The sequence below is a fragment of the Falsiroseomonas oleicola genome (assembly GCF_019029495.1).
GTDB lineage: Bacteria > Pseudomonadota > Alphaproteobacteria > Acetobacterales > Acetobacteraceae > Falsiroseomonas > Falsiroseomonas oleicola.
In genome coordinates, this window is the sequence record NZ_JAERQM010000001.1 from 15,183 (window position 1) to 40,160 (window position 24,978).

At 70.0% G+C, this 24,978-nt stretch carries 22 protein-coding genes; 12 read left to right on the top strand and 10 right to left on the bottom strand.

The window, feature by feature from the left end; all coding sequences use genetic code 11:
• Positions 1 to 156: 156 nt before the first annotated feature.
• The 4 genes from uvrA (at position 157) to JJQ90_RS00095 (ending at position 6,119) form a co-directional block, all read left to right on the top strand.
• The gene (gene uvrA, locus JJQ90_RS00080) at positions 157 to 3,033 is read left to right on the top strand and encodes an excinuclease ABC subunit UvrA (RefSeq protein WP_216872441.1); all 2,877 of its coding nucleotides are present in this window, start codon (positions 157 to 159) and stop codon (positions 3,031 to 3,033) included.
• Positions 3,034 to 3,129: 96 nt separating this feature from the next.
• Positions 3,130 to 3,570, top strand: a complete 441-nt coding sequence (locus JJQ90_RS00085; protein ID WP_216872442.1) for a hypothetical protein — start codon at positions 3,130 to 3,132, stop codon at positions 3,568 to 3,570.
• Positions 3,571 to 3,639: 69 nt separating this feature from the next.
• Positions 3,640 to 5,175 carry an ABC transporter substrate-binding protein gene (locus tag JJQ90_RS00090; RefSeq protein ID WP_216872443.1) on the top strand — a complete coding sequence of 512 codons (1,536 nt, stop codon included), beginning with the start codon at positions 3,640 to 3,642 and terminating at the stop codon, positions 5,173 to 5,175.
• An 11-nt stretch (positions 5,176 to 5,186) separates the two neighbouring features.
• Positions 5,187 to 6,119 carry a nucleoside hydrolase gene (locus tag JJQ90_RS00095; RefSeq protein ID WP_216872444.1) on the top strand — a complete coding sequence of 311 codons (933 nt, stop codon included), beginning with the start codon at positions 5,187 to 5,189 and terminating at the stop codon, positions 6,117 to 6,119.
• Here JJQ90_RS00095 and JJQ90_RS00100 read toward each other — a convergent pair.
• Positions 6,116 to 6,934, bottom strand: coding sequence for a phytoene/squalene synthase family protein (locus tag JJQ90_RS00100; RefSeq protein ID WP_216872445.1), 819 nt, complete (start codon positions 6,932 to 6,934; stop codon positions 6,116 to 6,118). The two genes, JJQ90_RS00095 and JJQ90_RS00100, sit on opposite strands and share 4 nt — an antisense overlap.
• 136 nt (positions 6,935 to 7,070) lie before the next feature.
• Between JJQ90_RS00100 and JJQ90_RS00105 the strand changes: the two genes are divergently transcribed.
• The 3 genes from JJQ90_RS00105 to thiE all read left to right on the top strand — a co-directional run bounded on the left by JJQ90_RS00105 (position 7,071) and on the right by thiE (position 9,218).
• Positions 7,071 to 7,709 (top strand): superoxide dismutase, encoded by a 639-nt coding sequence (locus JJQ90_RS00105; RefSeq protein ID WP_216872446.1) that lies wholly within the window; start codon positions 7,071 to 7,073, stop codon positions 7,707 to 7,709.
• 100 nt (positions 7,710 to 7,809) lie between these two features.
• The gene (locus tag JJQ90_RS00110; protein ID WP_216872447.1) at positions 7,810 to 8,547 is read left to right on the top strand and encodes a sulfite exporter TauE/SafE family protein; all 738 of its coding nucleotides are present in this window, start codon (positions 7,810 to 7,812) and stop codon (positions 8,545 to 8,547) included.
• A 29-nt stretch (positions 8,548 to 8,576) separates the two neighbouring features.
• Positions 8,577 to 9,218 carry a thiamine phosphate synthase gene (gene thiE, locus JJQ90_RS00115; RefSeq protein WP_216872448.1) on the top strand — a complete coding sequence of 214 codons (642 nt, stop codon included), beginning with the start codon at positions 8,577 to 8,579 and terminating at the stop codon, positions 9,216 to 9,218.
• A gap of 4 nt (positions 9,219 to 9,222) precedes the next feature.
• Here thiE and JJQ90_RS00120 read toward each other — a convergent pair whose 3' ends face one another.
• Genes JJQ90_RS00120 through JJQ90_RS00130 form a run of 3 tightly spaced genes read right to left on the bottom strand, consistent with a single transcriptional unit; the run spans position 9,223 to position 12,238 of the window.
• Positions 9,223 to 10,098, bottom strand: coding sequence for a polysaccharide deacetylase family protein (locus JJQ90_RS00120; protein ID WP_216872449.1), 876 nt, complete (start codon positions 10,096 to 10,098; stop codon positions 9,223 to 9,225).
• 11 nt (positions 10,099 to 10,109) lie between these two features.
• Positions 10,110 to 11,006 (bottom strand): polysaccharide deacetylase family protein, encoded by an 897-nt coding sequence (locus JJQ90_RS00125; protein ID WP_216872450.1) that lies wholly within the window; start codon positions 11,004 to 11,006, stop codon positions 10,110 to 10,112.
• Positions 11,003 to 12,238, bottom strand: coding sequence for a metal-dependent hydrolase family protein (locus JJQ90_RS00130; RefSeq protein ID WP_216872451.1), 1,236 nt, complete (start codon positions 12,236 to 12,238; stop codon positions 11,003 to 11,005). Before JJQ90_RS00130 ends, JJQ90_RS00125 begins: the two co-directional genes overlap by 4 nt.
• Positions 12,239 to 12,302: 64 nt before the next feature.
• On the opposite strand from JJQ90_RS00130, the gene JJQ90_RS00135 reads away from it, so the two are divergent.
• Entirely contained in the window at positions 12,303 to 12,572 is a 270-nt protein-coding gene (locus JJQ90_RS00135; protein ID WP_216872452.1) for a cupin domain-containing protein, read from the top strand.
• Here the strand turns inward: JJQ90_RS00135 and JJQ90_RS00140 are convergent.
• The 5 genes from JJQ90_RS00140 to JJQ90_RS00160 all read right to left on the bottom strand — a co-directional run bounded on the left by JJQ90_RS00140 (position 12,569) and on the right by JJQ90_RS00160 (position 19,099).
• On the bottom strand, positions 12,569 to 13,138 hold the full coding sequence (locus JJQ90_RS00140; RefSeq protein ID WP_230410284.1) for a P-loop NTPase family protein: 570 nt from the start codon (positions 13,136 to 13,138) through the stop codon (positions 12,569 to 12,571). The two genes, JJQ90_RS00135 and JJQ90_RS00140, sit on opposite strands and share 4 nt — an antisense overlap.
• Before the next feature lie 76 nt (positions 13,139 to 13,214).
• Positions 13,215 to 14,777 carry an acyl-CoA synthetase gene (locus tag JJQ90_RS00145; protein WP_216872454.1) on the bottom strand — a complete coding sequence of 521 codons (1,563 nt, stop codon included), beginning with the start codon at positions 14,775 to 14,777 and terminating at the stop codon, positions 13,215 to 13,217.
• A gap of 36 nt (positions 14,778 to 14,813) precedes the next feature.
• Positions 14,814 to 16,475, bottom strand: a complete 1,662-nt coding sequence (locus tag JJQ90_RS00150) for an FMN-binding glutamate synthase family protein (protein ID WP_216872455.1) — start codon at positions 16,473 to 16,475, stop codon at positions 14,814 to 14,816.
• A gap of 81 nt (positions 16,476 to 16,556) precedes the next feature.
• Positions 16,557 to 18,287 (bottom strand): thiamine pyrophosphate-binding protein, encoded by a 1,731-nt coding sequence (locus tag JJQ90_RS00155; RefSeq protein ID WP_216872456.1) that lies wholly within the window; start codon positions 18,285 to 18,287, stop codon positions 16,557 to 16,559.
• Between the two features lie 2 nt (positions 18,288 to 18,289).
• Positions 18,290 to 19,099, bottom strand: a complete 810-nt coding sequence (locus JJQ90_RS00160) for a hypothetical protein (protein ID WP_216872457.1) — start codon at positions 19,097 to 19,099, stop codon at positions 18,290 to 18,292.
• An 88-nt stretch (positions 19,100 to 19,187) separates the two neighbouring features.
• On the opposite strand from JJQ90_RS00160, the gene JJQ90_RS00165 reads away from it, so the two are divergent.
• Together JJQ90_RS00165 and JJQ90_RS00170 are read left to right on the top strand one after the other, a co-directional pair.
• Positions 19,188 to 20,177 (top strand): thiamine pyrophosphate-dependent dehydrogenase E1 component subunit alpha, encoded by a 990-nt coding sequence (locus JJQ90_RS00165; protein ID WP_216872458.1) that lies wholly within the window; start codon positions 19,188 to 19,190, stop codon positions 20,175 to 20,177.
• A 1-nt stretch (position 20,178) separates the two neighbouring features.
• Positions 20,179 to 21,153, top strand: a complete 975-nt coding sequence (locus tag JJQ90_RS00170) for an alpha-ketoacid dehydrogenase subunit beta (RefSeq protein ID WP_216872459.1) — start codon at positions 20,179 to 20,181, stop codon at positions 21,151 to 21,153.
• Positions 21,154 to 21,156: 3 nt separating this feature from the next.
• Here JJQ90_RS00170 and JJQ90_RS00175 read toward each other — a convergent pair whose 3' ends face one another.
• Positions 21,157 to 22,329: a multidrug effflux MFS transporter gene (locus JJQ90_RS00175; RefSeq protein ID WP_216872460.1), complete on the bottom strand. Its 1,173-nt coding sequence runs from the start codon at positions 22,327 to 22,329 to the stop codon at positions 21,157 to 21,159.
• A 234-nt stretch (positions 22,330 to 22,563) separates the two neighbouring features.
• Here JJQ90_RS00175 and JJQ90_RS00180 point away from each other — a divergent pair, with 234 nt between their 5' ends.
• Positions 22,564 to 23,610: an ABC transporter ATP-binding protein gene (locus tag JJQ90_RS00180; RefSeq protein WP_216872461.1), complete on the top strand. Its 1,047-nt coding sequence runs from the start codon at positions 22,564 to 22,566 to the stop codon at positions 23,608 to 23,610.
• 36 nt (positions 23,611 to 23,646) lie between these two features.
• Positions 23,647 to 24,975: an ABC transporter substrate-binding protein gene (locus JJQ90_RS00185; protein ID WP_216872462.1), complete on the top strand. Its 1,329-nt coding sequence runs from the start codon at positions 23,647 to 23,649 to the stop codon at positions 24,973 to 24,975.
• The last annotated feature ends 3 nt before the right edge of the window (positions 24,976 to 24,978 follow it).

Here is a 24,978-nt window from a genome sequence, read left to right on the forward strand (position 1 = left end):
AGGCGGCTGTCCTGCCAGTCGCGGCAGCACTGCGCCCGCCGCATCTCGCAAAACCCCTTCCCCGACCACCTATATGGTGGCAGATTAACCAGAACACATTGTGAACGCCAGCCCATATCCCGGGTGCGGCGTCCCCTCGAAATCGGTGGACCATCCATGACCGGTCAGATCCGCGTCCGCGGCGCGCGGGAGCACAACCTCAAGAACATCGACATCGACATCCCGCGCGATACGCTGACCGTGGTCACCGGCCTGTCCGGGTCGGGCAAGTCCTCTCTGGCATTCGACACGATCTATGCCGAGGGCCAGCGCCGCTATGTCGAGTCTCTGTCCGCCTATGCGCGGCAGTTCCTGCAACTGATGCAGAAGCCGGATGTGGACAGCATCGAGGGGCTGTCGCCGGCGATTTCCATCGAGCAGAAGACCACCAGCCACAATCCGCGCTCCACCGTCGGCACGGTGACGGAAATCCACGACTATATGCGCCTGCTCTGGGCGCGGGTCGGCGTGCCCTATTCGCCCGCCACGGGCCTGCCGATCGAGGCGCAGACGGTCAGCCAGATGGTGGACCGCATCATGGCCATGCCGGAAGGCACCCGCCTGCTGCTGCTGGCCCCGGTCGCCAAGGGCAAGAAGGGCGAGTTCAAGAAGGATTTTCTCGAATTCCAGCGGCGCGGCTTCGAGCGTGTGAAGGTCAACGGCGTGCTGCACCAGGTCGGCGAGGTGCCGGCTCTGAACAAGAAGCTGAAATACGACATCGAGGTGGTGGTGGACCGCATCGTGGTCCGCGAAGGCATCGAGGCGCGGCTGGCCGACAGCCTGGAAACCGCGCTGGGCCTGGCAGACGGCGTCGCCTATGCCGAGGGCGCGGATGGCGGCGAACGCACCGTGTTCAGCCAGAAATTCGCCTGTCCGGTCAGCGGCTTCACCATCGAGGAGATCGAGCCGCGGCTGTTCTCCTTCAACTCCCCCCAGGGCGCCTGCCCGAGCTGTGACGGCCTCGGCACCCAGAGCTTCTTCGACCCGCAGCTGGTGGTCCCCGATGACCGCAAGGCGCTGAAGGACGGCGCGGTGCAGCCCTGGGCCGGCGCACAGTCGCCCTATTATGACCAGACGCTGGAAAGCCTGGCGCGGCACTACAAGGTGCCGATGACCACGCAGTGGGGCGACCTGACCAAGGCCTTCCAGCAGGTGCTGATGCATGGCACGGGCAGCGAGGTCGTCACGCTGAAATACAAGGACGGGCTGCGGGCCTATGAGGTGAAGAAGCCCTTCGAGGGCGTCATCCCCAACCTCGAACGCCGCTACCGCGAGACCGACAATGCCTGGGTGCGGGAGGATTTGTCCCGATATCAGGCCTCCCGCGCCTGCCCCGTCTGCAGCGGCCATCGGCTGAAGCCGGAGGCGCTGTCGGTGCGCATTGCCGGCGAGCATATCGGCATTGTCAACGACCTTTCCATCATCAAGGCACGGCGCTGGTTCGCCGGGGTGATGGAGACGCTGACGCCGCAGCGGCAGGAAATCGCGCGGCGCATCCTGCGGGAGATCGAGGAACGCTTGCAGTTCCTGGTCGATGTCGGCCTCGACTATCTCAGCCTCGGCCGGTCCTCCGCCACCCTGTCGGGTGGCGAATCGCAGCGCATCCGCCTGGCCTCGCAGATCGGCAGCGGGCTGACCGGCGTGCTCTATGTGCTGGACGAGCCCAGCATCGGCCTGCATCAGCGGGACAACGAGCGCCTGCTGAAGACGCTGCGCCGGCTGCGCGACATCGGCAACACGGTGCTCGTCGTCGAGCATGACGAGGACGCGATCCGTAGCGCGGACCATCTGATCGATATCGGCCCCGCCGCCGGCAAGGGCGGCGGCCGCATCATCGCCCAGGGCACGCCGGCGGAGGTGGAGGCCGATCCGAACAGCATCACCGGCCAGTACCTGTCCGGCAAGCGCCGCATCCCGATGCCGGCGACGCGGCGGCCGATCGACCCGAAGCGCATGGTTCGCGTGGTGGGCGCGCGCGGCAACAACCTGAAGGACGTCACGGCGGAGATCCCGCTCGGCACCTTCTGCTGCATCGCCGGCGTGTCGGGCGGCGGCAAGTCCACCCTCATCATCGAGACGCTGTTCAAGGCGGCCTCCCGCCGCCTGATGGGCAGTGGCGAGGTGCCGGCGCCGCATGAGCGGATCGAGGGCCTGGAGCATCTCGACAAGATCATCGACATCGACCAGTCGCCGATCGGCCGCACCCCGCGTTCCAACCCCGCCACCTATACCGGGCTGTTCGCGCCGATCCGCGACTGGTTCTCCGAGCTTCCCGATTCACGCGCCCGCGGCTACGCGCCCGGCCGCTTCAGCTTCAACGTCAAGGGCGGCCGCTGCGAGGCCTGCCAGGGCGATGGCGTGCTGAAGATCGAGATGCACTTTCTGCCGGACGTCTACGTCACCTGCGACACCTGCAAGGGCAAGCGCTACAACCGCGAGACCCTGGAAGTGAAATTCCGCGGCAAGTCGATCGCCGATGTGCTGGACATGACGGTGGACGAAGGCGCCGAGTTCTTCTCCGCCGTGCCCGCCATTCGCGACAAGCTCGTCGTGCTGCGCGACGTCGGCCTCGGCTACATCCATCTCGGCCAGCAGGCCACCACCCTGTCGGGCGGCGAGGCGCAGCGCATCAAGCTGAGCAAGGAACTGTCGCGCCGCGCCACCGGCCGCACGCTCTACATCCTCGACGAGCCCACCACCGGGCTGCATTTCGAGGACGTGCGAAAGCTGCTGGAAGTGCTGCATGCGCTAGTCGCGCAGGGCAACACGGTCGTCGTGATCGAGCACAATCTGGAGGTCATCAAGACTGCCGACTGGGTGCTGGACCTCGGGCCGGAGGGTGGCGAGGGCGGCGGGCGGATCGTCGCCAAGGGCACGCCGGAACAGGTGGCTGCGGAGGCCGAAAGCCACACCGGCCGCTTCCTCGCCCCCATCCTGGCGCGGGAGGAAGCACCGGCCGCGCCCGTGACGGTGAAGAAGCGCAAGCGGGCGTGAGGACCCTCACCATCGCTTGAGGCTCGGGGCGCCCGCCACGCCCCGGCCGCATTCCGGGTCTTGTTGGGCCGTGTCGCAAGACCCGGAGGTTCCAGCATGACCATCACCCGCCGCCCCCTGCTGCTCGCTCTGCCCGCGCTGCTGCTCGCCCCCACCAGCCAAGCGCAGACCCGCGTGGACGAGTTGCGAGGCCGCCTGACCGAGGACACCGCCGAGAGCTTTGGCCGCTTCGTTGCCGACCACCTCGACCAGGTTATCTCGCTGCGCCTCGCCGTCGCCCCGCCCGCACGCCATGACGGGCTGACGGTGGCGGAGGAGGATGGCAGGCTGCGGCTCGACATCAGCGCGCCGGAGAAGATGCAGGTCACCTTCTTCGGCGGCCAGGCCCGGCAGCCGCGGGGCTTTGCCGTCGATTCCGTCTACCGTGTCCGCAATGACGGCATGCAGATGGGTATTCTCATCTATGGCCTGGACCCTCTGCCCGAAGCAGAGGCGCGGCAGGCGCGGCAATCCGTGCGGCCGATCGTGCTGGGCTGAGCTTGTCTCCGGGGGCCGCGGAGGTCAGAGTCACGGCCAATCCAGCCCTGAAGCGGAATGCCAGACACCATGCGCCTGCCCCTCCTCGCCATCGCGCTCGCGATCGGCGCTTCCCCCGCCGTCGCGCAAGAATTGCGCGTCGGCCTCGCCGCCAACATCACCTCGCTCGACCCGCATTTCCACGTCATCGGCTCCAACAGCGCCCTGGCCCGCAACATCTTCGATGGGCTGGTGAACCAGGATGACCGGCAGCAACTGACCCCCGGACTGGCCGAGTCCTGGCGCGCGGTGGATGGCACGACCTGGGAATTCACCCTGCGCGAAGGCGCCCGCTTCCATGACGGCGCGCCGGTGACGGCGGAGGATGTGGCGGCCAGCCTTCGGCGCATCCCCAAGGTGCGCAACAGCCCCTCCTCCTTCCTGCCCTTCGTGCGGCCGATCACCGGCATCTCCGTGGTCGATGCCCGCACCCTCCGCCTGACCACGGCCGAGCCCTTCCCCCTGCTGCCCGGCGCGCTCAGCCGCATCGCCATCCTGCCCGCGGCGGCGGAGGCGGCGGAGACCTCGGACCTCAATGCCGGGCGCGGCCTGGTCGGCACCGGCCCCTACCGCTTCCAGCGCAGCCTGCCGGGCGACCGGGTGGAGCTGGCGGCGATGGACCCGGCCAATCCCTGGCAGCGCGTCAGCTTCCGCTTCGTCCCCAACAACCCGGCCCGCGTCGCCGGGCTGCTCGCCGGCGACCTGGACCTGATCGAGCAGGTGCCGACGGCGGACGCCGCCCGGCTGCGCCGCGACAGCCGCATCACCATGGCCTCCGCCGCCTCCAACCGCGTGATGTACCTACATCCGGACCATGACCGGGCGACCACGCCCTTCGCCACGGCCAAGGATGGCAGCGCCATCCCCAACCCGCTGCGCGATGTCCGCGTCCGCCGCGCCCTCTCGCTCGCCATCAACCGCGCCGCGCTGGTGGATCGGGTGATGGATGGAGAAGGTGCGCCCGCCGGCCAATTGGTGCCGGAGGGCTATTTCGGCCACGCCCCCACCATCTCCGCCCCCGCCTTCGACCTGGCCGGCGCCCGCCGCCTGCTGACGGAGGCCGGGCTGCCCAACGGCTTCGCCCTGACCCTGCACGCCTCCAACGACCGCTATCCGAATGACGAGAAGGTGGCGCAGGCGCTCGGCCAGATGTGGAGCCGCGCCGGTATCCAGACTCAGGTGGTGGTGCAGCCCGGCAGCGTCTTCTTCACCCGCGCCAGCGCCCGCGACTACACGCTCATCATGGGCGGCGCGGCGGCCGAGACCGGGGAGGCCAGCTCCGTCATGCGCCCGCTGCTCGCGACCTTTGACACGGCGCGGGGCGACGGCTCGGGCAATCGCGGCCGCTATTCCAACCCGGACTTCGACCGCCTGCTGCGCCAGGCCCTGACCGCGGTGGAGGACCAGGCGCGGGAGGCGCTGCTGCGTCAGGCGACGGAGCTGGCGATGCAGGAGATGGGCGTGATCCCGGTCTTCTTCCTGTCCAACACCTGGGCCTCCCGCGGCGGCGTCACCTACCGCCCCCGCTCGGATGGCTACACCCTGGCGGGCAATGCCGGCCGATGAGCCCGGCGCCGATGAAGATCATCATCGACTGCGACCCTGGTGTCGACGATGCCATCGCTTTGCTGCTGGCCCTGGCCTCGCCGGAGATCGAGGTGCTGGCGGTGACCACCGTCGCCGGCAATGTCCCGGCCGAGCGGACCTTCGACAATGGCCGCCGCGTGGTGGCCCTGGCCGGGCGGCCCGATGTGCCGGTCTATCGCGGCTGCGAGGGGCCGCTGCTCGGCCCGCTGGTGCGCGGCAAGTACAGCGGCGCCGGCGGGCTCGGCGGGTCGCTGCTGCCCGAAAGCACGGCGCCGGTGGAGGCGGCGCATTCGGTGGATGTGCTGATCGCCAATATCCTCTCCGCCGCCGAGCAGGGGGAGCAGATCACCGTCTGCACCCTTGGCCCCTTCACCAACCTGGCGGTGGCGCTGGCGCGCGAGCCCTTCATCGCCCGCGGCATCGACCGGATTGTTTCCATGGCCGGGGCCTTCGCGGCCGGCGGCAACCGCACGCCGAGCGCGGAATTCAACGTGCTGGCCGACGCCCATGCGGCGGAGATGGTGCTGCGCAGCGGCGTGCCCGTGGTGCTGATGCCGCTGGACCTGACCTTCCAGGCCCTGGCGACCCCGGCCCGCGTCGCCGACCTGCGCGGCCGGGGCGGGCGCATCACCAACCTCGCGGCCGATCTCATCACCTTCTACGACCGCAACGACCCGGCGCGTTACGGCGAGCCCGGCGGCCCGCTGCACGACCCGACCGTTATCGCCTATCTGCTACGACCAGAACTGTTCGGCGGCCGCCCGGCGCATGTGGCGGTGGAACTCGCCGGCCACCACAGTTTCGGCCAGACGGTGGGCGACTTCTTCAACACCACCGGCAAGCCCGCCAATGCCACGGTGTTGAACCGGCTGGATGCGCCGGGCTTCTTCGACCTGCTGTGGAAGCGGCTGGCCAAGGCCTAGACGCGGCGGCGCAACCCGGCCCAGATCAGCGCCGCGCGGTCGCCCAGCCCGCGCGGCTGCGGCACCGCGCGGCCCGCCGCCAGCCGCGCCAGGTCGCGCGCCGCCAGCACCGCGGGCAGCGCCGCCGGAACCGCCGTCTGCGGCAACGGCTCCGCCCGCAGCCGGGCCAGGGTCACGACACCTTCCTCGGCCAGGGCGCGCCGCAGGGGCTCGGCGCGGTCCGGTTCCGCGATCACCCCCTCCGCGCTCAGCCCCGCCTCCGCCAGCGCGTCCAGGGGCAGCAGGCAGCGGCCCTGGCTAGCATGGGCCGCGACGCTGCGCAGCACCCCGGCCAGCCCCTGCATGGCGCCCAGCTTCTGCAACGCCGGCAGCGCGGCATCCGGCGCACCCAGCACCCGGCCCGCCGCCACCATCAAACCGCCGGCACCGGCCCGCAGGAAGGCGCCGAAAGCGGCCTGGGTCGGGATGCCCTCGGGCTCCGCCTCCACCTCCCGCGCAACGACCAGGGCGGTGAGGCTGGCGGCGTCGAGCTGCCCCGCCACGATCGCCGCATGCAGCGGCCCGGCCACCTCATGCCGCCGCGCCGGCTGCCCCGACGCGGCCTCCGTCACCGCATCGCGCCACCATTGCAGGCGGATCAGCGTGGCGATGGGGGTGCTCGTCGCCTCCCGCGCCCGGGCCAACTCATGGTTGAAGGCATAAAGGGTAAACAGCGCCTCCCGCGCCGCCGCGGGGGCGAAGAGCGTGGCCAGGAAGCGGTCCGGGTCATGCTGCCGCACGAAGGCGCCAAGGGGGGAGAGGGAGGGGCTGGCCATGGCGGCCAGATGACGGTCCGCGGCGCGGGCCGCAAGTGCGGTTGACGCTCCACCGGGCCAAGCCTAGGTCAGGTTGCGGTCGCGGGAGGCTTCCTTCCGCAAGCCGGCCAAAGCCCCCCCCAACGGGAGAGACCCCATGCCCTTCACCCTGCCGCCCCTGCCCTACTCCACCTCCGCCCTCGCCGCCCAGGGCATGTGCCAGGAGACGCTGGAACTGCATCATGGCAAGCACCACAACGCCTATGTCACGGCGCTGAACGGCCTGATCGAATCCAAGGGCCTGGCCGGCAAGTCGCTGGAGACCATCGTGGCCGAGGCCGGCAAGGCCGGCGCCGATGGCCTGCCGGTGCTGAACCAGGCCGGCCAGCACTACAACCACATGCTGTTCTGGCAGGTGATGTCGCCCAAGGGCGGCGGCGACAGCCTGCCGGGCGCCCTCGCGGCCAAGATCGACAGCGACCTCGGCGGCCTCGCCGCGTTCAAGGAGGCCTTCAAGCAGGCCGGCGTGACGCAGTTCGGCAGCGGCTGGGCCTGGCTGATCATCGGCGGCGACGGCAAGCTGAAGGTCACCAAGACCCCGAACGGCTCCAACCCCATCGCGACGGGTGAGGGCACGCCGATCCTCGGCGTCGACGTCTGGGAGCACGCCTATTACCTGGACTTCCGCAACGTCCGCCCGAACTACCTCGACAACTTCCTGAACAAGCTGGTTGACTGGGAAGTCGTCGCCGGCCTGCTCGACAAGGGCGGCCTGCCGAGCGGCCAGACGGCCTGACGCCTGGCTGGAACCCGCCCCTGACCGGGGCGGGTTCCGCTTCGCGAGACTTCGCCGACCGCCGAAGCATCCCGGCCCGTGCCGATGCAGGATGCGCGGCATGAACGACCTTCCCCTCCTCGCCCTGATCGGCCTCGTCTTCCTCCTCGCCGGCATGGTGAAGGGGTTGATCGGACTTGGCCTGCCCACCATCGCCATCGGCCTGCTGGCGCTGGCCATGCCGCCGGCCGAGGCCGCGGCGCTGCTGCTGGTGCCCTCCCTCGTCACCAATCTCGTCCAGGCCATGGGGCCGGGCTGGCGCGACCTGCTGCGGCGGTTCTGGCCGATGCTGCTGGCCTTGCTGCCGGGCACGCTGGCGGGCATCGGGCTGCTGACGGGCGGGGGCGCGCTGGCCTTAGGGCTGCTCGGCCTGGCGCTTGGAATTTACGGCGGCTGGGGGCTGCTGGCGCCACCCTTCCGGCTGACGCCGCGCGCCGAGCGATGGAGCGCGCTGCCGGTCGGGCTGGCGGGCGGCCTCATCACCGGGGCGACCGGCGTCTTCGTGATGCCGGTGGTGCCCTGGCTGGGCGCGCTGGGGCTTTCGCGGGACATGCTGGTGCAGGCGCTGGGCCTATCCTTCCTGGCGGCGACCCTGGCACTCGGCCTGGCCCTGGCGCTGGCCGGGCAGGTCACGCCGGTGGCGGCCGGCGCCTCGCTGCTCGCCTTGCCGCCGGCGCTGCTGGGCCAGGCGATCGGCGGGCGGCTGCGCGGGCGCATCCCGCCGCTGCTGTTCCGCCGCATCTTCTTCGGCAGCCTGCTGCTGCTCGGCGCGCAACTGGCCTGGAGGGGGCTTGCCTGAGGCCCCCGCTTGGCGTCACAGACCGCCCCATGTCCGAATCCGATCCCTGCCGGCTCTATCTCATCACCCCGCCCGCCATCCCCGACCTGCCGGGTTTCGCCGAATCCCTCGCCCGCGCGCTGGATGCGGGGGATGTCGCCGCGCTCCAGCTTCGGCTGAAGGACGTGCCGGACGATGCCGTGCTGCGCGCGGCGGAGGCGCTGATCCCGGTGGCGCAGGCGCGCGATGTCGCGGTGCTGATGAACGACCGGATGGACCTGGCGAAGCGCGCCGGCTGCGATGGCGTGCATCTCGGCCAGGGCGATGGCGACCCCGTGGCCGCCCGCAAGCTGCTGGGGGCGGAGGCGATGATCGGCGTGACCTGCCATGCCTCCCGCCACCTGGCGATGGAGGCCGGGGAGGCCGGCGCGGATTACGTCGCCTTCGGCGCCTTCTTCCCGACGGGGACCAAGGACACGGCCCACGTCGCGGAGACCGAGTTGCTGGAGTGGTGGTCCGACATGTTCGAGATCCCCTGCGTCGCCATCGGCGGCATCACCGCCGCCAATTGCCCGCCGCTGGTGCGCGCCGGCGCGGATTTCCTGGCCGTGGTGGGCGCCGTCTGGAACCATCCGGAGGGTCCGGCAGCCGGCATCCGGGCGATGAACGCGGCGATCGCCTCAGCCCGGTAGATTATCAGCGCCAAGGTCCGGAAGAGGACGCCTCCGCCGCCAGCGTACCCGCCGTCGCGATATGCACATCGCCCCGCCGGACAATCCCCTCCAGCGCCTCCGCCAGGTAACGCACCCGGTGCGGTGCCCCGAGCATCCAGGGGTGGATGCCCAGCCCCAGCACCCGGCCGCCACGCGGTTCCGCCGACAGCCGGTCCAGCGCCTCCGCCACCAGCCCGGGCCAGCGCGTCACCGGCACGCGGCGCAGCCACAGCGTCTGCACATCGTCCCATTCGCCAGGCGGCGGCAGGGCCAGAAGGCCGGAGGCGTGGCGATAGGGTTCGTCGTCATTGGCCCAGTCGAGGCTATAGGCAAAACCGGCCTCGGCCAGCAGCCGCGTGGTCACCGTCGTCGCGCCGTGGTCCTGGCCGAGCCAGCCCGTCGCGCCGGGCCAGATCCCGGAAATTCCATCCCGCACCAGGGCGATCTCCGCCGCCTCCTCCGCCTCCGTCATCCGGCTGGTCACCATGCGGCTGGCGGAGATTCCATGCGCCACCGGCTCATAGCCCCGGTCGCGACAGGCGCTGACCAGCTCCGGATGGCGCTGCGCGGCCAACAGATTGACGGCGACGCTGGCCGGCAGGCGCAGGCGGTCCAGCAGGTCCAGGATGCGCCAGGCGCCGATGCGGTTGCCGTAGTCGCGCTGGGTATAGGTGGTCCAGTCGGGGTTGCCGCTGAAGAAGGCGCCGCGAAAGCGCGGGTCGCGATGCGTGCCCTCCGGCGGCGCGATTTCCGTATGTTCCAGATGCAGCAGCAGATAGACGGCGACACGCCTGCCGCCCGGCCACCGAAAGTCCGGCCGGTCCGGCTGCGCGCTGTAGGGGTGGATCGCATGATCCATGCCGCGCCGGATCATCCGCGCATCGCCGCGTCGTAGTGATTCGCCAGATACCAGTCGGCCATCTCCGCCCCGGTGGCGAACCACACGCCGTCATGTCCGCCGATGTGGCTCAGCAGCCGGTCGAGATGGCGGATGCGGTGCGGCCTGCCCATGATGTAGGGGTGCAGCGCGATGCACATCACCCGCGGCTGCGTCAGCCCCTCCGCATACAGCGTCTCGAACATGTCGATGCCCGCGCGGCAGAAATCCTCACCCTCCGCCGCGCCGGCCCCGATCATCACCGCGTCGTTCAGGTCCATGCTGTAGGGGATGGAGACCAGCCGGCCGCTACGCACACGAATCGGCGTCGGCTGGTCGTCATGGTAGAAGTCGCAGAGGTAGGAGATGCCGGCCTCCGCCACCAGGTCCGGCGTCCGCAGCGTGTTCGACGCGGCCGGCGAGAACCAGCCGCGCAACTGCTTCCCCGTCATCCGCCGCCAGGCTTCGACGCTGGCCATGATCTCGGCGCGCTCGGCGTCTTCGGGCAGGTTCCAGTGGTAGCGCGTGTTGAACAGCCCGTGGCTGAACACGTCCCAGTCCCGCGCCAGCATGGCGTCGAGGATTTCGGGAAACATCTCGCCGACGCTCATGCTGAAGGAGACGCTGCCGCGGATGCCGTGGGCATCCAGACATTCCATCATCCGCCAGACGCCGGCGCGATTGCCGTAATCCTTCAGGGAATAGGACAGCACGTCCGGATGCGGCGTGCGCGGCCAGGGGTCGCGCGGGCTGCCGATCTGCGCGGGCAGGAATTCGTAGTGCTCGATATTCGGACAGACCCAGACCGCCAGCCGCGCCCCACCAGGCCAGGTCAGCCTGGGCCGGGAGGGCAGCGGCGCGTGCGGATAGCGGTCCTCGGGCGGGATCAAGCGGCCAACGCGTCCTTGATGAAGCGCCCGCCCTGCATGATGGCCGACAGGTGCCTGCCCTGCCCGGTGAGCAGGGAAAGATCCTTCAGCGGATCGCCCTCCACCACCACCAGGTCGCCGAAGGCGCCGGGCTCCACCGTGCCGATCTGGCCTTCCATGCGAAGCAACTTGGCGGCGTGCACCGTGGTGGAGCGGATCACCTCCATCGCCGGCAGCACGCGGCCGCGGATGACGAATTCGTCGGACTGGTGGCGGTGCATCTCGGCCAGAAGGTCGCTGCCATAGGCCATGGTCAGGCCGGCGCGCTGCATCTTCTCCAGGCTCGCAAGGCCCGCCAGCCGCACCGTGTCGATCTTCGCCACGCTCTCGGCGCCGAGGCCGAAGCTCGCGCCCTCGTTCTTCAGCGCCTCATAGGTCACCAGCGTCGGGCAGGCGATGGCGCCGGCCTTGGCGGCCTTGCGGGCGGTGGCTTCCTCGATGAGGTTGCAATGCTCCAGGCTGCGCACGCCGGCATCGACCGCGCGGCTGATCGCCTCATCGGTGTAGAGATGGGCGGCGACATAGGTCTGCGCCATCGCCGCCTCCTCCACCGCCGCGCACATCTCGTCCATGGAATAGCCGAGGAAAGCGATGGGGTCGGTGGGGGATGCGACGCCGCCATTGGCCATGATCTTGATGTAGTCGGCGCCGGCCTTGATTTCCTCGCGGCAGGCGCGACGCACCGCATCCACGCCATCCGCGATCCGGCCGAGGCAGCCGAGGCGGGATTCGAGGTAGCTCATGTCCCGGCCGTCAAAGCGGCCACGGCCGTCGCTATGCCCGCCGGTCGAGGAAATCGCCTTGCCGCAGAGCACCATGCGCGGCCCGTCGAAGCCCCCCTCCTCCCAGGCCATGCGCAGCCCCTGCGTTGCGCCGCCGAGGTCGCGGATGGTGGTGAAGCCGCGCATCAGCATGGCGTTCATGATCCGCGACGACCGGAAGGCGATCACCGCATCCGGCAGCAGGGCGTTCAGGCCGAAATTCACCGTGGTGGAGATGACATGCACATGCGCGTCGATCAGCCCCGGCATCAGCGTGCGGCCGGCGAGGTCCACCTGCCGGGCGGCGGTGGCGCTGATCGGCTTGTCCGACACCTCCTTGATCCGGCCGTCCTCCACCAGGACATGGCCCTCGATCCCCCCGTCGACACGGCCATCGAGGATGCGGGCATTGGCGAAGAGGGTGGCGGACATGGCGGGCTCCGGTGGATACTGCGGCGCAAGGCTAGACCGGTTTGGCCCGGCGGGGGAGACGGGGATGGAACGCGCAGCTTTCGAAGCGAGCCTGGCGCTCGACGGCTTCTCCGAGACGGTGGAGCGGCAACTGACGCCGGCCGAGGCGACGCCGGAACACAGCCACCCCTTCGACGCCCGGCTGCTGATCCTGTCCGGCCGGCTGGTGCTGGCCCTGGGCGGGGCCCGGCACAGCTACGGCCCCGGCGAGGTCTTCGACGTGCCGCGCGACAGGCCGCATGCGGAGATCGCGGGACCGGAAGGCGCCAGCTATCTGGCCGGGCGGCGGCGCTAGCCGGCGCAGCCCAGCCGGGCGAGCCAGCGCCGCGTCTCGGAGGGCGTGTGCAGGCGGTGTTTTCGGGCATGGTCGAGGGCCGGTCCGGCGAAGATCTGCGCCCGCCTCGCGCTGGCGCTGCGGTAGGTGTCCCAGCTCCATCGGATCGGATGGTCCTTGCGCAGCCAGCGGCGGAAATCCTCCCGGTTGCCGGTGCCCGGCCACAATTCCCAGCCCGACAGCGCGCGCAGGAAGGACCTTCGCAGCACACGGGCCATGATGACCGCGCGCGAATAATCGAGCCAGATCACGTCCGTCGCGCGCGGCAGGATATGCGGCTGGGCGCCCTTCGAATAATTGCCGTCCGTCACCCAGTCCTCCCGGTCCACGGCCTGGGCGACCAGGCGCGACCAGGTCTCGGGCTCCTCCAGGCTGAGGGCGCGCCATCCGGGCTGCCAGTTCAGGGCATCCAGCTCGATATGCGGGATGCCGAGACGGAGCGAGAGGGTGCGGGCCAGGGTCGATTTCCCGGCGCCGGAATTGCCGATGACCGCGATGCGACGGCCCTGCAGGATCGTCTCTGACATGGCCTCAAGGCTTCGCATCCGGTGAGAGGGCGGGTGGTATCCGGGGCGGCGCCGGGGAGTCCAGCCCCCGCGCCGGCTAGAACCCAATCCCCTCCTCCGCCAGCTTTGCGCGGATCAGCGCCTTCGGCACCTTGCCGTATCCCGACTTCGGCAGCGCATCCCACAGCACGATGCGCAATGGCTGTTTGTAGCGGGCAATGCGGGGCGCGAGGTGCGCCAGCAGCATTGGCTCGTCCGCATCCATCCCCTCATGGCAGACCACGCAGGCGATGCCGGCCTCGCCCCATTTGGGATGCGGCAGGCCGACCACCGCGGCCTCCGCCACCGCCGGATGGGTCAGCAGCGCTTCCTCCGCCTCGCGAGGATACACGTTGGAGCCGCCGGAGATGTACATGTCGGACGCCCGGCCGGTGATGAACAGGAAGCCGCGCGCGTCCAGCATCCCGAGGTCGCCGGTGTGGAACCAGCCGCCCAGGAAGGCCTTGCGGGTCGCCTCCGCATTCTCGAAGTAGCCGGCGAAGACGGCGGGGCCGCGGACACAGATCTCGCCGATCTCGCCGGGCTTCTGGCGGCGGCCGGACTCGTCGAGGATGGCCACCTCCATGCCGGTGCGGGCGACGCCGCAGCTTCCGGCATTTTCCGGCAGATGCTGGTCGGGCCGCAGCACGGTGATATTGCCGGTGACCTCGCCAAGGCCGAAATACTGCACCAGGCAGGGGCCAAGCTTCTGCAAGGCCGCCTGCTGGTCCGCATCATACATCGGCGCGCCGGCATAGATCACATGGCGCAGGCTGGAATGGTCGTACCGGTCCACCGCGGGGTGACGCACCAGGGTGGTCAGGATGGTGGGCACGGTGAACATGTTGGAGACGCGGTGGCGTTCCACCAGCGCCCAGGCCTCGGCGGGGTCGAATTTCTCGCCCGACAGCAGCACCGTCGGGGCGCCGCGCGCCACCTGCGAAAGCTGATGAATGCCCGCGCCATGCGACAGCGGCGCCACGACCAGGGAGGCATCGCGCTCCGTCAGGCCGGGCATCAGGTCGGCCAGGTGGTTGGTGACGACGAAGGCCATCTGCCCATGGGTCAGCACCGCTGCCTTCGGCCGGCCCGTGGTGCCGGAGGTGTAGAAGAACCAGCAGGGATCGGCGTATTCGACCTCCGCCTCATGATCCGGCGGCGGTGGCGTGGCGGCGGCGAGCAGGGTTTCGTAGTCCAGCTCCCCCGGTCCCGCATCGCCGAGCGCGACGACCTGGCGCAGATGCCGCGATTCCGCCCGCACAGCTTCCGCATGCCCGCCAAACCCCGCATCCCGCAGCATCACCACGGCGCGGGAGGAGGCGCCGAGATACGCCACCTCCGCCGGGGTCAGCCGGAAATTGGTCGGCACCCAGACGGCGCCGATCTTGAAGCAGGCAAAAAGGCTTTCGAGCATGGCGTTGGAATTGCGCGCATGCACCAGCACCCGGTCGCCCTTGGCCACGCCGAGGCCCCGCAGCGCCTGGGCCAGGCGGTCCACCCGCGCATCCAGCTCCGCGAAGGTCCAGGCCTGGCCGCGCCAGACCAGGGCGGGATGGTCCGGCAGCCGCCGCGCGGTCTGCGTCAGCAGCCGCCCCAGATTCATCGCCGTCGCCGGACCCATCGCGCCCCTCCATCCCTTTGAGGGGCAGGATAGGGGCTAAACCGCCTCCGGCTCCAGGCGCGGGGTAACAGTCGCGCGCGGCGCGAAGCTATGGGCGTCCGCCATCTGCCAGGCCTCCCGGAAGCGCGGGTCATGGGTGCCGTGCAGCAATTCGCCCGGGGCGAGTTCCGGGAACAGCTCGGCGAAGCTGCGCACCTCCTGCGCCGAAACGCGGCGGAAGAAGTGCTGAGGCCGGAGCTGGCTGGGATGGTCGAGGCCGGCGGCCGCCACCAGCTCCGACAGGGCGGCCACGGTCGCGGCCTGGAACTGGGTGACGCGCTGCGTCTTGTCCGGCACCACCAAGGCGCGGGACCGGGTCGGGTCCTGCGTCGCCACGCCGGTCGGGCAGCGATCGGTATGGCAGGACAGGGAATGGATGCAGCCCAGCGCGAACATGAAGCCGCGCCCCGCATTGCACCAGTCGGCACCGAGCGCCATGGCGCGGGCCATGTCGAAGGCGGTGGCGATCTTGCCGCTGGCGCCGATCCGCACGCGGTCGCGCAGGCCGATGCCGATCAGGGCGTTGTGCACGAAGTTCAGACCCTCCCGCATCGGCATGCCGAGATGGTCCATGAATTCCAGCGGCGCCGCGCCGGTGCCGCCCTCGGCGCCATCCACCACGATGAAATCCGGCGTGATGCCGGTTTCCAGCATGGCCTTGCAGATCGCCAGGAATTCCCAGCGATGGCCGATGCACAGCTTGAAGCCGGCGGGCTTGCCGCCCGACAGCCGCCGCATCTCCGCCAGGAAGCGCAGAAGCTCCACCGGCGTGGCGAAGGCGCTGTGGGCGGCCGGGGAGATGCAGTCCTCCCCCATCGCGATGCCGCGGGTGGCGGCGATCTCGGCGCTGACCTTGGCCGCCGGCAGCACGCCGCCATGGCCGGGCTTGGCGCCCTGGCTGAGCTTCAGCTCCACCATCCGCACCTGCGGCAGGGTGGCGTTCTTCTCGAACAGCGCCGGGTCAAAGCGACCTTGCGCATCGCGGGCGGAGAAATAGCCGGAGCCCAATTCCCAGATCAGGTCGCCGCCGCCTTCCCGGTGATGCGGGCTGAGGCCCCCCTCCCCGGTGTCATGGGCGAAGCCGCCGGCCTTGGCGCCGCGGTTCAGCGCGCGGATGGCATTGGCGGAGAGCGAGCCGAAGCTCATGGCGGAAATATTGAGCAGGCTGGCGCTGTAGGGCTGGCTGCAGTCCGGCCCGCCGATCACCAGCCGCGGCGGGGCCTCCGCCACCGGGCGCGGCGCCATGGAATGGTGCAGCCATTCGAAGCCGTCCTGATAGACCTCGTACTGCGTGCCGAAGGGGCGCTTGTCGAGCTGGCCCTTAGCGCGCTGATAGACCACGGCGCGCTTGTCGCGGGAGAAGGGCGTGCCGTTCTTCTCATCCTCGAAGAAATACTGCCGCATCTCCGGCCGGATTTCCTCCATGATGAAGCGGAGGTGCGCGGCGATGGGGTAGCTGCGCAGGATGGCATGGGTCGGGTGGAACAGGTCGCGGAAGCCCAGCGCCGTCAGCCCGCCGAAGGCCAGCAGCAGCGGCAGCAGCCAGGGCCAGGCGCCGGGGGCGAGCGCCAGGCCCAGCAGGCACCCCAGGGTCGCCAGCACCACCAGGGTCAGCGTGATGTAGCGCGGCGAGAAGATCAGGATTCGGCTGCGGTGCATGTTCTTCCTCCGAGGTCCGCCACCCTATCGGGCAGACCTCGCGAATCCGTTACGACGGTTGCATGACAGGGCGGCGAAAGGTCAGACGGGGCGGTCGCCCTTGTTGACCTTCAGCGTCCGGTTGTCGGCGGCCGGCAGCATCTTGGCCGGGTCGCGCGTCACCACAATGTCGAGCACCGTGGGCGTATCCGTGTTCTCCAGCCCCGCGCGAATGGCGCCGGCCAGCTTTTCCGGGTCCTCCACACGGATGCCCTGGCAGCCCATGGCATTGGCAATGTTGGCGTAGTTCATCTCGACCAGGTCGCTGGATTGGTAGCTGCCCGGGCCGAAGACCGCGTGCTGCAAGGCCTTCACATAGCCGGAGGCCGCGTTGTTGAAGATGCAGGCGACGATCGGCGCGCCGACGCGCCGCGCGGTCTCCAGGTCCCCCATCGACATGTTGAAGCCGCCATCGCCGGTCAGGGAGACCACGCGCCGCCCCTTCCCCACCCCGATCTGCGCCCCGATGCCTCCGGGCACGCCGTAGCCGATGGAGGCAAAACCGCGATCCGCGACGAAGCCGCGCCCGGCGCGCTTGGTGTCGAACAACAGCCCGCCCCAGTGTCCAGCAAAACCGCCATCGGCGACCAGCACGGCGTCCGCCGGCAGGATCTTGTTCAGCTCCCCCATCAGCCGCCCGACATTGATCGGCGATTCCACCGATTCCAGCCGGTCCTTCGCCGAGTCCAGCCAGGCGGCCATGCGCTTCGGCACCTCTGCGCACCAGTCCGCGCGACGATCGGCGCGGGGGCCGAGCTCGGACAACAGATCCTCCAGCCCGCAGCGCGCATCGCCCACCAGCGCGACATCCTGCCGCGTGGTGCGGCCGATTTCCTCGCCCACGATATCGAGGTGGATCAGCGGCACGCCGGACGGCATCAGCGAGAAACGCTTGGTCGCGATCTCGCCCAGCTTGCAGCCAACCACCAACAGGCAGTCGCTCAGGCCGATCAGGTCGTTGGCGATGCGGGAATAGCGGCCGAAGACGCCGGCCGAGAGTGCGTGGTTGCAGCCGATGGCGCCCTTGCCGGACATGGTATGCGCCACCGGCATGCCCTGCGCCTCGGCGAGTGCGGCGAGCGCCTCATAGGCCTCACTGATATGCACGCCGCCGCCGGCCAGGATCAGCGGGCGCTCGGCCTTGGCCAGCAAGGCGGCGGCGCGCGCCAGGTCGTCCCGCGCCGGGCGCGAGCGCCGCGCCTGGGCGCGCAGCGTGCCCGGGTCGAACCAGAAATCGCCGGCGTCGAAGTCATGCTCGCCATGCGCGATATCCTCCGGCACCGCGATCAGCACCGGGCCGGGCCGGCCGGAGGTCGCCACCGCGAAAGCGCGCCGGATGTGTTCGGGGATTCGGGAGATGATCTCGACGCGGATCGCCTCCTTCACCAGCGGGCGCAGCACGTCGAATTGCCGTGCCTCCTGCGTCATGTTCTTCCAGGCGTGCTGGCGATTGGCGTCGCCGATGATGGCGACCATCGGCATGCCGGCATTGAAGGCCTCGGCCAGCCCGGTCGCCAGGTTGGTCGCGCCCGGCCCGAGCGTGCCATCCACCAGCCCCGGCCGGTTCGTCACCCGCGCATAGGCATCCGCCGCGAAAGCGCCGCAGCGCTCATCATTGATGAGGTAGTGCTGCACGCCGAGCACCCGGCAGGCCTCATAGAACGGCAGTAGCTGAAAGCCGCCCATGCCGAACATCGGCCCTGGCTCATGCAGCTTCAGCATCTCGGCAAGCGCGGCGCCGCCGGTCATGCGGCGGGTGGCATTGGCGGACATGATCAAAGACTCTCCAGGATCTTGGCGACGAAGTCGCGGGTCGAAAGGCCGATACAGCCGCCACGGGCCTCGGCGGGGCCGTTGAGGGCGGAGATGTAGCCATCCTCCCAGCTGCTGGTCGCATCGCCGATGCGGGCGGAGAAGGCGGAGACGGTGGCGGCCGCGATGCCGCGCGCGGCCAGCGCCGGCAGGCGGGACAGGCCCGCCTGGTCGGCACCGATGCCGGCGTCGCTGTAGATGGCGGCCAGCACATCCGCCTTCACCGCGGTGGCGGGGCGACCGCCCAGCAGCCCGCCATGCGATCCGGTGACGATGATCTGCCCGGCATCCTCCGGCCCGACCAGCCCGTTCGAGTCGAGGGCGATGATCCGCACGCCCTGCTCCGTCGCAATCTCCCGCCGCGCCTCATCCATGGCGCCCGGTGCCTCCCCGGCCGGCAGGCGGGCGGCCAGCAGCAGGTCGAGCGCGGTCGCCGCGCGCATGCCTTCCCGCAGCCCCAGCGCCCTGGCCGGGCCGTTGACCGTGGAGAGCACGCCGCGCGCGACCATGTCGGCGCCATCGCCGATCCTGGCGCTGTCATGGGCCACCGCGGCGGCGGGGATGAAGCGGCCTTCCAGCCAGAAGATGCCGCCGACACCGGCCCTTTCGCGGCCGATCCCGGCATCATGCAGCAGCAGCCCGGCCACGCCCTTCCGGGCGGCATACCAGGCGGCGTAGACGGCCCCGTGACTGGCACAGCAGGCCACCTGGCCCCGCGCGCCCTCATCGAGTTGCGTCACGCTGTCCACCACCAGCGGTGCCGTATCCGGCATATCCTGCCCTCCCTGGCTTGATTCCTTCGCGCGCTGCCGCATCCTCCGCAAGCCCCCCGCGCAGAAGGGGGTGATGAGGGGGAGCCGGATGACCAGGATCGGGGACAACCGCGCGCGTCTGCTCGCGCTGTATACCACAATGTGCCGCATTCGCGCCTTCGAGGAGACGGCGCTGGCCGCCCACAAGGCCGGCGAAATCCCGGGCCCGCTGCATGTCTCGATTGGGCAGGAAGCGGTGGCGGCCGGCATCTGCGGCAATCTGCGGCGGGACGACCGCATCACCTCCAACCATCGCGGCCACGGCCACGCCCTGGCCAAGGGCGCCGGGGTGGCGGGGATGATGGAGGAACTGTTCGGCCGGGCCGGCGGCCATTGCCGGGGCAAGGGCGGGTCGATGCACATCGCCGATTTCAGCGTCGGCATGCTGGGCGCCAATGGGGTGGTCGCGGGCGGCATCCCGATCGCGGTCGGCGCGGCGCAGGGGCTGAAGCTGATGGGGTCCGATGCCATCGTCGCCTGCTTCTTCGGAGACGGCGCGATCAATCGCGGCCCCTTCCTGGAAGGGCTGAACTGGGCCGCGCTGTACCGCCTGCCGGTGCTCTTCGTCTGTGAGGACAACGGCGTCGCCGCCTTCACCGCCACCGCCAGCGTCACCGCCGGCCCCGGCGTGGCGGCGCGGGCGGAGGCGCTGGGCGTGCCGACCGTCAGCGTCGACGGCAATGACGCGGCGGCGGTGGACGAAGCGGCGGCACGGCTGGTGGCGGAGGTCCGCGCCGGCACTGGCCCGCGCCTGCTGCACGCCACCACCTATCGCATCACCGGCCATACCAGCACCGACCCCGCCGCCTGGCGCGATCCCGCGGCGGTGGAGGCCGCCCGCGCGGCGGAGCCCATTTTGCGGCTGCGCGCCCGGCTGCTCTCGGAAGGCGTGGCCGGGAGCACGCTGGATATCATCCAGGGCGATGCGCTGGCGGAAATGGCGGCGGCCCGCTCCTCGGCGCTGGCCGCGCCCTGGCCCGATCCGGCCGTGGCCTGGGAAGACGTGCAGGATATCGGCGCCGTGGCTGGGGAGGCCTGACATGCAAAGCATCACCCTGGTGGAAGCCGCCCGCCGCGCCGCGCTGCAGGAAATGCGGCGGGATCCCAGCGTCTGGGTGCTGGGCGAGGACGTCGCCCGTGGCGGGCTGTTCGGCCAGTATCGCGGCTTCCTGGAGGAGTTCGGGGACCAGCGCGTGGTCTCCACCCCGATCAGCGAAAGCGTCATCATGGGTGCCGGTCTCGGCGCCGCGCTGGTCGGCACGCGGCCGATCATCGAGATGCGGATCTTCGACTTCGTCATGTGCGCGATGGACGAGCTGGTGAACCAGATCGCCAAGGTGCGCTACATGTTCGGTGGTCAGGCGAAGCCTGCCGTGGTGATCCGCATGCCGCATGGCATCTGGCGCAACTCCGCAGCCCAGCACTCGCAGATGCTGGAATCCTGGTTCACCCATATCCCGGGGCTGGTGGTCGCCGTGCCCTCCTCCCCCGCCGACACCGCCGGGCTGCTGGTGACGGCCATCCGCAGCGACGACCCGGTGCTGTTCTTCGACCCGAAGAACCTGTTCCCGCTGACCGGCCCGGTGGCGGAGGTGATCGAGCCGATCCCCTTCGGCCAGGCGCGCCGGCTGCGGGAGGGTGGCGACCTGACCCTCGTCACCTGGTCCGCCATCGTGCCGCAGGTGGAGGAAGCAGCGGCGCTGCTGGCGGCGCGCGGCATCGCCGCCGATGTGCTGGACCTCCGGACCCTATGGCCCTGGGACGAGGCGGCCGTCGCCGCCTCCCTCCGCCGCACCGGGCGGCTGCTGGTGGTGCATGAGGCGGTGACCACCGGGGGCTTCGGGGCGGAGGTGGTGGCGCGGATGGTGGAGCTGCTCGGCCCCGGTGGGTTGAAGGCGGTGGGCCGGCTTGGCCAGCCCCGCGTCCCGGTGCCCTTCGCGCCGCCGCTGGAGGATGCGCTGAAGGTGGACACGGCGAAGATCGTGGCGGCGGCGGAGGCGCTGATGCGGCGCTGATCCTCAGACCGTGCGCCGCAGCGCCAGATGCGCGGTCAGCCCGCCCAGGCCCGCCAGCGCGATCGCCCCGCCCATCGCCAAAGCGGAGGTGCCGCCGAAGGCGCCGAGAACGGCGCCCACCACGGCGCCGACGCCGAATTGCAGCGTGCCCATCAGGGCGGAGGCGCTGCCCGCCATGCGGCCCATCGGCGCCATCGCCAGGGCCGTGCTCAGCGGCAGCACCGATCCCATGAAGGCCAGAAACAGGAAGAAGGCGGCCAGCAGCGGCAGCAACGCGCCGCTGGCCACCGCCAGCAGCACGCCGACACTGGCCGTCGCGAGCAGCGAAAGGGTGATGACCAGCAGCTTCGACGGCGCCTGCCGGCGCACCAGGCGCGAGATGACCTGGCTCGCCAGGATCAGGCCGAAGGCATTGCCGCCGAAGGCCATGCCGTATTCCACCGGCCCCAGCCCATGCACCTGCATCAGCAGATGCGGCGAGCCGACGAGATAGGCAAACAGCCCCGCCATCGGCAGCGCCCCGGCCAGCGCATGGGCCAGGAAGCGGCGATCCTTCAGCAGGCTGAGATAGACCAGCAGCACCGCGCCGAAATTGTCCTGCCGCCGGCGCTCCGGCGGCAGGCTTTCCGGCAGCCAGGCCTGCATCACCACCAGGGCCAGTACGCCATAGATGGCCAGGAACCAGAAGATCGCGCGCCAGCCGAGCGCTGCCAGCATCCAGCCGCCAAGCATCGGCGCCAGGATCGGCGCCGCGCCCATCGCCAGCATCAGCATGGACATCATGCGCACCGCGCCGCGCTCGTCGCACAGGTCGCGCACCACGGCGCGCGCCACCACCACGCCGACACAACCACCGAGCGCCTGTGCCAGCCGCAGCCAGACCAGCGCATCGGCGGAACTCGCCACGGCGCAGCCGATGGAGGCGAGGGTGTAGACCCCCATGCCGACGAACAACGGCAGGCGCCGTCCCAGCCGGTCCGACAGCGGGCCGTACACCAACTGCCCCGCCGCCATGCCCAGAAGGAAGACGGCCAGCGTGCGCTGGATGGCCGCCGGGCTGGCACCGAGATCGGCGCCCATGGCGGGAAAGGCGGGCAGGTACATGTCGATGCCCAAGGGGCCGAGGGCGGTCAGCGCGCCGAGAAGTATGGCGAGCCGGCGGTAGTGCTCAGGCATCTGGTGCCCAACCTTTGCTGCTATGCAGCATTTCCCTAGACCCGCCGCCCCCGCACCGTCCAGCGCGCCGCACGTGGAGCCGCCATGCGGCAGGTCCTCGGCTGTCGACACTTAGCGGGCCGAAGCACAAGCCCGCTTGCTGCCAAGCGAGGTTGCGCGTGGCGCAAAGGCATGTGTAGCCTCCCGTCGCGTAGTCGCCGGCAAAGGCGGCACGCAGGGGGGACGGAAACGATCATGGCAACGGTCTCGGTGCGGCAGGCGCTCAAATCCTTTGGCACCACCCGCATCCTGCACGGCGTCGATGTGGAGATCGCGGATGGCGAATTCGTCGTCCTGGTCGGCCCGTCGGGCTGCGGCAAATCCACGCTGCTGCGGATGATCGCGGGGCTGGAGAACATCTCCGGCGGCGAGATCGCGATCGACGGGCGCGTGGTGAACAACGTGCCGCCGAAGGACCGGGACATCGCCATGGTGTTCCAGAACTACGCGCTCTACCCACACATGACCGTGCGGCAGAACATGGCCTTCTCGATGAAGCTGGCGAAGGCACCGCCCGCCATCATGGAGGAGGAGGTGCAGCGCGCCGCGAAAATCCTCGGCCTGGACGCGCTGCTGGATCGCTACCCGCGCCAGCTTTCGGGCGGCCAGCGCCAGCGCGTGGCCATGGGCCGCGCCATCGTGCGGCATCCGCAGGTGTTTTTGTTCGACGAGCCGCTGTCGAACCTCGACGCCAAGCTGCGCGTGCAGATGCGCTCCGAGATCCGCGAATTGCAGCAGCGCCTTGGCACCACGACCATCTACGTCACCCATGACCAGATCGAGGCCATGACCATGGCCGACCAGATCGTGGTGATGAATGGCGGACGGATCGAACAGGCCGGCGCGCCGCTGGCGCTTTATGACAAGCCGGCGAACCTGTTCGTCGCCGGCTTCATCGGCAGCCCGGCGATGAACCTGCTGCCCGGCAAGGTCACGCCGGAAGGCTTCCGCCTGGAAGGCGGCGCCCTTCTGCCCCTGCCGCCCGGCGCGCCCGCCAACGCTGCCACATACGGCATCCGGCCGGAGCATATGAGCCTGGCGGAAGACGGGGTGGAGGGCATCATCGTGCTGGTGGAGCCGACCGGATCGGAAACGCAGGTCACCATGCGCCTCGGCGAGACGGTGGTGACAGGCGCCTTCCGGGAACGCGTGCAGGGCCGCCCTGGCGCGACGCTGCGGGTCATGCCGGACCTCTCCCTGGTGCATCTGTTCGGTCCGGATGGAGGACGCCTGCCGAGCTGACCACGCCCAAGACAAACAAGGAGGAAATCAAGAAAAATGACCCATCTCATCACCCGCCGCGCGGCGCTGGCACTGACCGGCTCCGCCATCGCCGCCGGCAGTGCCGGCGCGCAGGGAATCCCGACGCAGCCCGCCCCCGCCCTGAACCTGCCGATCGAACGCGGTGCCACCCTGCGCATGCTGCGCCCGGTGCGTTTCGTGCAGCCGGATGAGGAAGTGTTCCGCGCCAACTGCGCCCGCTTCGCCCAGGCGAATGGCGTCGAGGTGCGCGTCGACTTCGTGGGCTGGGAGGATATCACCCAGCAGACCGCGGTCACCGCCAATACCGGAGCGGGCCCCGACCTCATCATCGGCTTCAACGAGGCGCCGCATATCTACGCCGACAAGCTGGTCGAACTGACCGATGTCGCCGGCTATGTCGGCACGAAATATGGTGGCTGGAAGGCGATGGCCCAGCGCTACGGCAAGCGCGCCGGCAGCGAGGCCTGGCTCGGCCTGCCCTTCGGGGCCTCCGGCGGCCCGCTGGTCTGGCGCAAATCCACGGTGAACGCGGCGGGCTTCGAGCGGCCACCGGAAGACCATGCCGGCTTCCTCCGCCTGTGCCAGGCGCTGAAGGCCGCGGGCAAGCCGGCCGGCTTCGCGCTGGGCAATGCGGTCGGCGACGGCAACGGCTTCGCGCAATGGCTGGTCTGGTCCTTCGGCGGCTACCTGGTCGATGAGAACAACGAAGTCGCCATCAACAGCCGCGAGACCATCGCCGCGCTGGAATATCTGAAGGAGCTGTATGCCACCTTCATCCCCGGCACGATCGCCTGGGGCGATATCAGCAACAACCGCGCCTATTCCGCCGGCGAATGCCATCTGACGGCGAATGGCGTGTCGCTGTACTTCTCGCTGAAGAACGACGCGGCGATGCGCGCCATCGCCGACGATACCGAGCATTCGCTGCTGCCCAAGGGCCTCGCCGCGACCTCGCCGATGGCGGGCCTCACGCTGAACGCCATGGTGTTCAAGCACAGCCGCTTCCCGAATGCGTCCAAGGCGCTGCTCGCCTTCCTGCTGGAGACGGAGCAGTACGATCCCTGGCTGCAGGCGAATCTCGGCTACTGGTCGCAGCCGCTGAACGCCTATTCCAACAGCGCCGTCTGGAACTCCGACCCGAAGGTCTCGGTGTTCAAGGGCGTGATGGATACGACCTTCTACGCCGGCTACAAGGGCCCGATCAGCCAGGCCTCGGCGGCGGCGAATGCCGACTACGTCATGGTGCAGATGTGCGCCTCCGTCGCCTCCGGCCAGGCGACACCGCAGCAGGCGGCCGCCGAGGCCGAGCGCCGCGCCCGCCGCTTCTTCCGCTCCCGCCGCTGACAA

Excerpts from the sequence above, each read along its gene's own strand:
- uvrA (WP_216872441.1), top strand. The coding sequence starts at position 157 with ATGACCGGTCAGATCCGCGTCCGCGGCGCGCGGGAGCACAACCTCAAG.
- JJQ90_RS00085 (WP_216872442.1), top strand. The coding sequence starts at position 3,130 with ATGACCATCACCCGCCGCCCCCTGCTGCTCGCTCTGCCCGCGCTGCTG.
- JJQ90_RS00090 (WP_216872443.1), top strand. The coding sequence starts at position 3,640 with ATGCGCCTGCCCCTCCTCGCCATCGCGCTCGCGATCGGCGCTTCCCCC.
- JJQ90_RS00095 (WP_216872444.1), top strand. The coding sequence starts at position 5,187 with ATGAAGATCATCATCGACTGCGACCCTGGTGTCGACGATGCCATCGCT.
- JJQ90_RS00100 (WP_216872445.1), bottom strand. The coding sequence starts at position 6,934 with ATGGCCAGCCCCTCCCTCTCCCCCCTTGGCGCCTTCGTGCGGCAGCAT.
- JJQ90_RS00105 (WP_216872446.1), top strand. The coding sequence starts at position 7,071 with ATGCCCTTCACCCTGCCGCCCCTGCCCTACTCCACCTCCGCCCTCGCC.
- JJQ90_RS00110 (WP_216872447.1), top strand. The coding sequence starts at position 7,810 with ATGAACGACCTTCCCCTCCTCGCCCTGATCGGCCTCGTCTTCCTCCTC.
- thiE (WP_216872448.1), top strand. The coding sequence starts at position 8,577 with ATGTCCGAATCCGATCCCTGCCGGCTCTATCTCATCACCCCGCCCGCC.
- JJQ90_RS00120 (WP_216872449.1), bottom strand. The coding sequence starts at position 10,098 with ATGGATCATGCGATCCACCCCTACAGCGCGCAGCCGGACCGGCCGGAC.
- JJQ90_RS00130 (WP_216872451.1), bottom strand. The coding sequence starts at position 12,238 with ATGTCCGCCACCCTCTTCGCCAATGCCCGCATCCTCGATGGCCGTGTC.
- JJQ90_RS00135 (WP_216872452.1), top strand. The coding sequence starts at position 12,303 with ATGGAACGCGCAGCTTTCGAAGCGAGCCTGGCGCTCGACGGCTTCTCC.
- JJQ90_RS00140 (WP_230410284.1), bottom strand. The coding sequence starts at position 13,138 with ATGTCAGAGACGATCCTGCAGGGCCGTCGCATCGCGGTCATCGGCAAT.
- JJQ90_RS00145 (WP_216872454.1), bottom strand. The coding sequence starts at position 14,777 with ATGGGTCCGGCGACGGCGATGAATCTGGGGCGGCTGCTGACGCAGACC.
- JJQ90_RS00150 (WP_216872455.1), bottom strand. The coding sequence starts at position 16,475 with ATGCACCGCAGCCGAATCCTGATCTTCTCGCCGCGCTACATCACGCTG.
- JJQ90_RS00155 (WP_216872456.1), bottom strand. The coding sequence starts at position 18,287 with ATGTCCGCCAATGCCACCCGCCGCATGACCGGCGGCGCCGCGCTTGCC.
- JJQ90_RS00160 (WP_216872457.1), bottom strand. The coding sequence starts at position 19,099 with ATGCCGGATACGGCACCGCTGGTGGTGGACAGCGTGACGCAACTCGAT.
- JJQ90_RS00165 (WP_216872458.1), top strand. The coding sequence starts at position 19,188 with ATGACCAGGATCGGGGACAACCGCGCGCGTCTGCTCGCGCTGTATACC.
- JJQ90_RS00170 (WP_216872459.1), top strand. The coding sequence starts at position 20,179 with ATGCAAAGCATCACCCTGGTGGAAGCCGCCCGCCGCGCCGCGCTGCAG.
- JJQ90_RS00175 (WP_216872460.1), bottom strand. The coding sequence starts at position 22,329 with ATGCCTGAGCACTACCGCCGGCTCGCCATACTTCTCGGCGCGCTGACC.
- JJQ90_RS00180 (WP_216872461.1), top strand. The coding sequence starts at position 22,564 with ATGGCAACGGTCTCGGTGCGGCAGGCGCTCAAATCCTTTGGCACCACC.
- JJQ90_RS00185 (WP_216872462.1), top strand. The coding sequence starts at position 23,647 with ATGACCCATCTCATCACCCGCCGCGCGGCGCTGGCACTGACCGGCTCC.